At 31.8% G+C, this 8,626-nt stretch carries 8 protein-coding genes; all 8 read left to right on the top strand.

Annotation, left to right across the window (positions count from 1 at the left end; all coding sequences use genetic code 11):
• Positions 1-427 precede the first annotated feature (427 nt).
• Positions 428-2,374: a threonine--tRNA ligase gene (thrS, locus tag NU08_RS15995; protein ID WP_129748115.1), complete on the top strand. Its 1,947-nt coding sequence runs from the start codon at positions 428-430 to the stop codon at positions 2,372-2,374.
• A gap of 17 nt (positions 2,375-2,391) precedes the next feature.
• Positions 2,392-2,946 carry a translation initiation factor IF-3 gene (gene infC / locus NU08_RS15990; RefSeq protein ID WP_111286002.1) on the top strand — a complete coding sequence of 185 codons (555 nt, stop codon included), beginning with the start codon at positions 2,392-2,394 and terminating at the stop codon, positions 2,944-2,946.
• A 115-nt stretch (positions 2,947-3,061) separates the two neighbouring features.
• Entirely contained in the window at positions 3,062-3,259 is a 198-nt protein-coding gene (gene rpmI / locus NU08_RS15985; RefSeq protein WP_008464950.1) for a 50S ribosomal protein L35, read from the top strand.
• Positions 3,260-3,359: 100 nt separating this feature from the next.
• Complete coding sequence (gene rplT, locus NU08_RS15980) at positions 3,360-3,704, top strand: 50S ribosomal protein L20 (protein WP_008464948.1); 345 nt, start codon at positions 3,360-3,362, stop codon at positions 3,702-3,704.
• A gap of 154 nt (positions 3,705-3,858) precedes the next feature.
• On the top strand, positions 3,859-4,431 hold the full coding sequence (locus NU08_RS15975; protein WP_129748114.1) for a Crp/Fnr family transcriptional regulator: 573 nt from the start codon (positions 3,859-3,861) through the stop codon (positions 4,429-4,431).
• A 78-nt stretch (positions 4,432-4,509) separates the two neighbouring features.
• Positions 4,510-4,944: a carboxymuconolactone decarboxylase family protein gene (locus NU08_RS15970; protein WP_129748113.1), complete on the top strand. Its 435-nt coding sequence runs from the start codon at positions 4,510-4,512 to the stop codon at positions 4,942-4,944.
• Positions 4,945-5,363: 419 nt separating this feature from the next.
• Positions 5,364-6,833 carry a tetratricopeptide repeat-containing sensor histidine kinase gene (locus NU08_RS15965; RefSeq protein ID WP_242502570.1) on the top strand — a complete coding sequence of 490 codons (1,470 nt, stop codon included), beginning with the start codon at positions 5,364-5,366 and terminating at the stop codon, positions 6,831-6,833.
• Complete coding sequence (locus NU08_RS15960; protein WP_129748112.1) at positions 6,833-8,620, top strand: tetratricopeptide repeat-containing sensor histidine kinase; 1,788 nt, start codon at positions 6,833-6,835, stop codon at positions 8,618-8,620. Before NU08_RS15965 ends, NU08_RS15960 begins: the two co-directional genes overlap by 1 nt.
• The last annotated feature ends 6 nt before the right edge of the window (positions 8,621-8,626 follow it).

Raw genomic sequence — 8,626 nt, 5'->3', positions numbered from 1 at the left:
TTCAGCATTTGGCGCCTTTTTCAAAAGTTTTTTCATGCTTACGGAATCTTCCATTTCCCGAATTGCCTCTTCTGAAACCGCATTCTTAGCCCCGATAGCAGCGGAAATCCTTTTGGGGCCGGGGTTCGGCCTCAAAAGATTGAAGCGCATAGCGGGAAAAAGCTCCTAAAAAAACAAAATCCCAATCTTTTAAATTCCAAATCCCAAAACTTTAAAGAACTTCAGTTGCGGTCTGAATGGCAAATGAAGCTTTCTCCTTATATATGCATAAAAATAAACCCGACAGGTTTTGAAAACCTGTCGGGTTGAAACAAGAGCTATTCTTATAGTACAACAAAACTATACTTATATAATAGAGTAAACTTATACATATATATTGTATGTATTTTTGTAATCATGTATATTTGCATTCACAAAATTATAAACAATGATCAAGATTACTTTACCCGATGGGTCAATTAGAGAGTTCGCTTCGGGCGTAACTCCAATGGAGGTCGCTAAAAACATTAGCGAAGGTTTTGCAAGAAATGTTATTTCTGCATCTTTTAATGGTACAACTATTGAAACCGAGACTCCATTAACGACCGACGGTAATCTTATTTTATATACTTGGAATGATGCCGAAGGTAAAAAAGCTTTCTGGCACTCGACTTCGCACGTAATGGCTCAAGCTCTTGAGGAATTGTACCCTGGAATTAAATTGACTCTTGGGCCTGCGATTGCTAATGGCTTCTATTATGATGTTGATTTTGAAGACCAGAAAATTTCTGAAGCTGATTTTAAAAAAATCGAAGACCGAATTCTTGAAATCGCAAGAGGAAAGTTTGATTTTAAAATGCGTCCAGTAACTAAAGCAGAAGCTTTAGAAATGTATAAAGATAACGTTTACAAAACTGAATTGATTTCAAATCTTGAAGACGGAACTATTACTTTCTGCGACCATTCTACTTTTACTGATTTATGCCGTGGTGGACATATTCCGAACACTGGAATTATCAAAGCTGTAAAAATCATGAGTGTTGCCGGTGCTTATTGGAGAGGTGATGAGAAAAACAAACAGTTAACTCGTGTTTATGGAACTTCTTTTCCTAAACAAAAAGATTTGACTGAATACCTTGAACTTCTTGAAGAAGCTAAACGTCGTGATCACCGTAAACTTGGAAAAGAGCTTGAATTATTTGCTTTTTCTCAAAAAGTGGGTCAAGGTTTACCTTTATGGTTACCAAAAGGTGCTGCTTTAAGAGATCGATTGGAGCAATTTTTGAAAAGAGCTCAGAAAAAAGCTGGATACGAACAAGTTGTCAGTCCTCATATTGGACAGAAAGAACTTTATGTTACTTCTGGCCACTATGCTAAATATGGAGCTGATAGTTTCCAACCAATTCACACTCCAGCAGAAGGTGAAGAATTTTTATTAAAACCAATGAACTGCCCTCACCACTGTGAGATTTACAATGTAAGACCTTGGTCATATAAAGATTTGCCTAAGCGTTATGCTGAATTTGGTACTGTTTATAGATATGAGCAATCTGGAGAATTACATGGTTTAACTCGCGTTAGAGGCTTTACTCAAGATGATGCGCACATTTTCTGTACTCCAGAGCAATTGGATGAAGAGTTCAAAAAAGTAATTGACCTTGTATTATATGTATTTGGTTCGTTAGGCTTTGAAAACTTTACAGCTCAAATTTCGTTAAGAGATCAAGAAAACAGAGACAAATATATTGGAACTGATGAAAACTGGGAAAAAGCTGAAAATGCAATTATCAATGCAGCAAAAGACAAAGGTCTAAATACTGTTGTAGAATATGGTGAAGCAGCGTTTTATGGTCCGAAACTAGATTTCATGGTAAAAGATGCTTTGGGAAGACAATGGCAGTTAGGAACTATTCAGGTAGATTATAATTTACCTGAGCGTTTTGAATTGACTTACAAAGGTGCTGATAATGAATTACATCGCCCTGTTATGATTCACAGAGCTCCTTTTGGATCTATGGAACGTTTTATAGCAATTTTACTAGAGCATACAGCAGGAAATTTCCCACTTTGGCTGATGCCTGAGCAAGCTATTATCTTGTCTTTGAGCGAGAAATACGAAAATTATGCTAAAAAAGTTTTAGATTTGCTAGAAAATCACGAAATTCGCGCCCTAATTGACAACCGAAATGAAACTATCGGTAAGAAAATTAGAGATGCAGAAATGCAGAAAATCCCATTTATGCTTATCGTTGGTGAGGAAGAAGAGAAAAATGGTACTATTTCTATTCGTCGTCACGGACAAGAAGGAAAAGGTAATATCACAGTTTCAATCGAAGAATTTGCTGCGATTGTAGACGAAGAAATAAAAAAGACATTAAAAGTATTTACAGTTTAACTTAAATTTAGAAAGTCATAGCAATAAAAAGTAACAGAGGTTTTCAACCTCGCGTAGAAAAAAAAGATGCACACAGAATAAACAACCTTATTCGTGTTCCAGAAGTACGTCTTGTAGGGGAAAACATTGAACCTGGGGTTTTTAAAATAGCTGATGCGCTACGTTTAGCTGACCAACTTGAGTTGGATTTAGTTGAAATTTCGCCAAACGCTGAACCACCGGTTTGTAAAATCATGGACTACAAGAAATTTGTTTACGAACAAAAGAAAAGAGATAAGGCTTTAAAAGCTAAATCTTCTCAAGTTGTTGTAAAAGAAATTCGATTTGGTCCTCAAACTGACGAGCACGATTATGAGTTTAAAAGAAAGAACGCTGAAAAATTCTTGAAAGAAGGAGCTAAATTAAAAGCTTTCGTTTTCTTTAAAGGACGTTCTATCATTTACAAAGATCAAGGTCAGATTCTATTATTACGTCTTGCACAGGACTTAGAGGAACATGGTAAAGTTGAGGCAATGCCTGTTCTGGAAGGAAAGAGAATGATCATGTTCATTGCTCCTAAGAAAAAGAAATAAGTCGAAAGCTTAAAGTCTTAAAGTCGAAAGTCATAAACTGACTTTTGACTTTAAACTTTTAAACTTTTAGACTGAAGATATAAGTAAGTAAGAATAAATTAAAAAACTAGGAAAAATGCCTAAAATGAAAACAAAATCTAGCGCTAAGAAACGTTTTAAAGTTACTGGCTCTGGAAAGATTAAAAGAAAGCATGCTTTTAAAAGTCACATCTTGACTAAAAAATCTAAAAAACGTAAATTAGCTTTGACACACTCAGCGCTAGTTCACCAAACAGATATGAGAAGCATTAAACAACAATTAAGAATTATCTAATAATTCTTTAGGTTAAAAAATTATTTATATAACCTTGGAGTATGGCTTTAAGTTCCTTTGATTCAATTCAGGACGCCTGCTACAAAAACACATTAAAATTATGCCAAGATCGGTAAATTCAGTTGCTAAAAGAGCAAGAAGAAAAAAAATAATGAAGCAAGCCAAAGGTTTCTTTGGAAGACGTAAAAACGTTTGGACAGTTGCTAAGAATGCAGTAGAGAAAGCGATGAGCTACGCTTACCGCGATAGAAAACAAAACAAAAGAAATTTCCGTTCATTATGGATTCAACGTATCAACGCTGGAGCTAGATTAGAAGGAATGTCTTATTCTCAATTCATGGGTAAAGTTAAAGCTAATGGAATCGAATTGAACAGAAAAGTTCTTGCTGATTTAGCTATGAACCACCCAGAAGCTTTCAAAGCTATTCTTAATAAAGTAAAATAAAACGTTTTATAAACTCAATTTAAGATTACTTACTTATTATATAAACCATTCGTTAACGCGAATGGTTTTTTTTGTTTTGAAGAAGTTTTAAATCTCCCCCTCTCTCTTTAGAAACCAAATTTAAAAGGTAACTTTACATAAACCAAACAAAGCTATGTATAAAGCACTTTTTGATCATATTGAAAAATTCATTACCCTTGAAACTTCCGATATTGACAAATTAGAATCATGTCTAGAAATTTCTAAAATAAGAAAGAAGGAGCATGTCCTCGAAGAAGGCCAAATTTGCAATACAATGTATTTTGTTGTCAAGGGCTGTATGCGACAATACATAATCAATGCTAAAGGTACTGAGCAAACACTTCAATTTGGAATCGAAAATTGGTGGATTACCGATTATTTGAGTTATCACAATCATGTGCCATCAAGTTTTTATCTACAGGCAGTCGAAAACTCAGAAGTTATCGCTATTGATAAAAACGTTTTAGAATCATTACTGATTGAAATTCCGAATCTTGAAAGGTACTTTAGAATCATTACTCAAAAAAGTTTTGGAGCAATGCAAATGCGAATTAAATTCTTATTTACAATGTCAGCCGAAGAAAGATATCATCACTTTAATGATCACTTTCCTGATTTTGTACAGCGTGTTCCTCAATATATGCTTGCCTCCTATCTGGATTTTTCAGCAGAATTTATGAGTAAAATAAGAGCTGGAAAAGTCTGATTTGATTTCTTGAAGTAGTTCAAGTTTTTGAAAGTATACATTACTGACCTTTGTAATGAACTTTTAAAACATAAAAAAATGAAATCAAGAATCGTTATCCCGAATGTTGCTCCAGAAGCTTATAATGCTTTATTAAATCTAGAAAAATATATCTCATCTACTTCATTAACTCCTGTACACAAGGAATTAATCAAAATCCGTGCTTCACAAATCAATGGCTGTGCATTTTGTATTAACATGCACACTGCAGACGCTCGAAAGCATGGTATTTCTGAACAAAGAATTTATTTAATTAGCGCTTGGCGTGAAGCCGATTTTTATAATGAAGAAGAAAAAGCAATCTTAGCGTTAACAGAACAAGTTACATTAATTGGCAATAATGTTTCAGATGAAGTTTACGAAAATGCTGCTAAATTATTTGATGAAAAATATCTTGCCGAAATACTTTTAGCCATCATCACAATTAACTCATGGAATAGATTAGCAATTACTACAGGAATGAGAGCAGAATAATTTATAAGGATAATATTTACATAATTTTCAAACTTTAACAACCCTCTCTGTGAGGGTTTGTTTGTATATAATTGTAAATGAATAGGCAAAAAATAACGAATTCATCTTTTTACAAAAACAGGTATTTATACTCTTTCACAAGAACTGAGATTTTTTATTTTTGACGCATGATACCAAAGGGAATACCATTTTTACTATATATAATTCTAATTTTTACATTTTTTTTTGCCTGTCAGAAGGGAAAAAACTTCACAGCAGACGATCTAAATAATAAGGTCAGAATAGAGAAAATTATCAATACAGCTGATTCATTCTACAAGATTAAAAAGTTTGATAGCGCATTTTATTTCTACAACAGAGCGAGAACGAAATGCAATCCTACTGAAGATGCCAAAAGTTACGTTTATTGCATGTATTACATGGCAGAAATTCAACAAAATCATGAAGATTTTATTGGAAGCACTAAGACAGCAACAGAAACAATTCCTTATTTAAACAAAATAAACGATCCAAATCACATATGGAATATTTACAGTGTTTTAGGCAGAAACTATTATTACACTTATGATTATCCAAATGCAATTTACTATTATTCAAAAGCATTTGTTTTGAAAGTAGACAGAATCAACGTACTTGAAGCAAAAAACAATATTGCGGCCATTTATATCAACCAAGGCAAATACGATAAAGCATTGCAAATTTTCTTATCCATAAGCAAAGAAAAAACTGTACAGGAAAAACCAATATATTATTCCAAAATACTCGATTATATTGGCATTTGTTATTTCAAACTCAAGAATTCGAAAGCTTTGTCTTTTTTTGAAAAGAGTATACATATAAACTCTGAAGCAAAGTATGAAGATGGTTTAGGCAAAACGTATTATAATCTTGCTCAATATTATCAAAACAATAATTCTTTATCGATGATGTATGCCAAATTAAGCTACAAAAACTACACCTTATCCGGCAATACTAATGATCGCTTACTTGCATTAAAATTTATTATAGAAAACACTGATTCTGCCGCAGAAATAAAAGAAAAGGCTCTTCTTTATATAAAAGAGAATCACCGTATTTATGCCTTTAGACAAAAAGCAAAAAATCAATTTGCAAAAATGAAATATGATTCCAAAAGGGAAAAAGAGGAAAACTTAAAATTAAAGGCTCAAAAAATCAAAAACGAACTTCAATTAGAAAAACAGGAAAGCAAAAATATTATTTCATATATCATAATCATATTAGCATCATGCTTGATTGTGGTTGTCTATTACTATTTAACTGCACGAAATAATCGTCAAAAAATTGAAGCAACTTATCAAAGCGAAACGCGAATTTCAAAAAGACTTCATGACGAATTAGCTAATGACATTTATCATACGCTTGCTTTTGTTGAGAATAGAAATCTTTCTACTGAAGAAAACCGAAATCATTTACTGAAAAAGCTAGATGATATTTATTCTCGAACAAGAGATGTATCCAAGGAAAACTATCCTATTTTGAGCAACCAAAATTATACAGTTTCACTTAAAGAGATGATTTCTGGATTTAATACCTCTAAAATAAACTTCTTAATAAATGGGTTAGATGAAATTTCGTGGGATCAAGTTGATGAAATTAAAAAAGTATCGATTTACAGAATTATCCAAGAATTGCTAGTAAACATGAAAAAGCATAGTGATGCTTCTTTAGTTGCCTTAACTTTTAAAAAAAGGAAAAATACTATTATAATTAACTATACCGACAATGGAAAAGGAATTGACTCAAACAAAATGGTTCACAAAAATGGCTTGCATAATATTGAGAATCGAATTCGAGCCATCAAAGGTGAGATCGAAATCGATTCAGATTTTGGAAATGGTTTTAAGGTCTTAATTAAACTTCCTGCGTAATGATTAAAAACCTGTTACCCTTTTTTCAAAAAAAAAATATTCTTTTTTCTTTGCTAATCATTTGTTTGATTCTAGCAACTCTTTTCTTTGTATCGTTTTCTAAAGCAGAAAAAAAACAAAAAAATCACACTAAAACCGATCTTTCAAATAAAATAAAAAAAACATCAGAAAAAGCTCATGCTTTTTTTGATGCAGGAAAATACGACAGTGCCTATTTTTACTTCAACAAAACACAATTGCTATGTGATCCTAAAGAAGATTATGCAGATGCATATGTTGGTTCATTAAACTATATAGTTGAAATCTTGCAACGATATGGCAATTTTTACGAAGCAGAGGCTACGCTTATAAAAGCATTTCCTTATTTAGATAAAACATCTAGTAAAAAGTATGCCATCAATGCTTACACGTTTATGGCTTTCAACTATTTTTATACTTATAACAACGAAAAGGCACTTTACTATCATAGAAAAGCATTAAAAACAGCAATATCCACATTTAGAAAAGCGCGAATATTATCTGAAATTGCATTTGTTTATGTTCAACAAAAAAAATTTCAAGAGGCGAAAGATATATTAGAACCAATATCCAAGTGCAAAATTGCAGATAAAATCACACCTTCAAATACAAACCTTGTGCGTTCTGGTATATTGTATAATTTAGCTCTCTCCTACATAGGCCTTGGAAATCATAAAGAACAAGCTTTAAAATGTCTTGACGAAAGTTTGGAATTAACCATCCCATACAACAATGATTTTGAGCTAATTGCCAACTATTTTGGCTATTATCTTTATTACTCAAAATATTATAATCCAGAACTTAAAAAATTTTATGCAGAGAAATCATACCATGCTGCAAAACGAGCAAAATCAGCTGGAAATGAAATCGACAGATTAGCCGATCTACTTAAGATGGACAAGGCTGAAAAAGCAAAAAAATACTGGGAAATTTATACTAGAAAAAATGATAGCCTCTATTTAAGCAGAAAAACTGCAAAAAATCAATTTGCAGATGTCATATATGACTCAAAGAAAGATAAAGAAGAAAATTTTGAACTCAAAAATCAAAAAGCAGAAAGAGAATTACAATTGCAAAGACAAAAAAACAGAAGCTATATTTCTTATGTCGTAATTTCTTTAAGCTTATTTATCATCCTTTTTTTAATATTTTATATTACTACCAAAGGCAAACGAGAAAAAAATGACATCATCCTTAAAAGCGAAATGAGAATATCTCAGAAATTGCATAATGAGCTTAACTCAAATATCTATGAAACGTTATTATTTGTACAAGATCACAATCTAGAAAATCAAGACAATAAGGAAAAACTACTAGATAGCTTAAATAATATTTACTCAAAAACCCGCAACATATCTAGAGAAAACAGCAAAGTCCCGACAGACGAAAGATACTTAGCTATCTTAAAGGAAATGATTTCAGAATACAAAACTAAAGATGTAAACATTATTCTAAATGGATTTGATTCGGTTTTCTGGAGTAAAATTGATAAAAATAAAAAAATAATACTCTATCGAATTTTACAAGAATTATTATTCAATATGAAAAAATCTAATAGTTCTAGTTTGGTGAGTATTATTGTAAAAGAAATAAACAAAAATCTACTCATTTCCTATACTGATAACAGTAATGAAATTATTTCAGAAAATAATATTTTAGAAAAAAGACTACAAAATGTGGAAAACCGTATTGAAACAATAAAAGGAACATTTAATTTTGACTCAAATTCAGAAAGTGGTTTTAAAATAAGTTTCAAATTCCCTATATAATCTAGT

Origin of the sequence: Flavobacterium anhuiense, assembly GCF_004151235.1 — a bacterium.
In the GTDB taxonomy this organism is placed as follows: Bacteria; Bacteroidota; Bacteroidia; order Flavobacteriales; family Flavobacteriaceae; genus Flavobacterium; species Flavobacterium anhuiense_A.
This window is presented reverse-complemented; position numbering and strand designations above follow the sequence as displayed.

Excerpts from the sequence above, each read along its gene's own strand:
- rplT (WP_008464948.1), top strand. The coding sequence starts at position 3,360 with ATGCCAAGATCGGTAAATTCAGTTGCTAAAAGAGCAAGAAGAAAAAAA.
- NU08_RS15965 (WP_242502570.1), top strand. The coding sequence starts at position 5,364 with ATGGCAGAAATTCAACAAAATCATGAAGATTTTATTGGAAGCACTAAG.
- rpmI (WP_008464950.1), top strand. The coding sequence starts at position 3,062 with ATGCCTAAAATGAAAACAAAATCTAGCGCTAAGAAACGTTTTAAAGTT.
- NU08_RS15960 (WP_129748112.1), top strand. The coding sequence starts at position 6,833 with ATGATTAAAAACCTGTTACCCTTTTTTCAAAAAAAAAATATTCTTTTT.
- thrS (WP_129748115.1), top strand. The coding sequence starts at position 428 with ATGATCAAGATTACTTTACCCGATGGGTCAATTAGAGAGTTCGCTTCG.
- NU08_RS15970 (WP_129748113.1), top strand. The coding sequence starts at position 4,510 with ATGAAATCAAGAATCGTTATCCCGAATGTTGCTCCAGAAGCTTATAAT.
- NU08_RS15975 (WP_129748114.1), top strand. The coding sequence starts at position 3,859 with ATGTATAAAGCACTTTTTGATCATATTGAAAAATTCATTACCCTTGAA.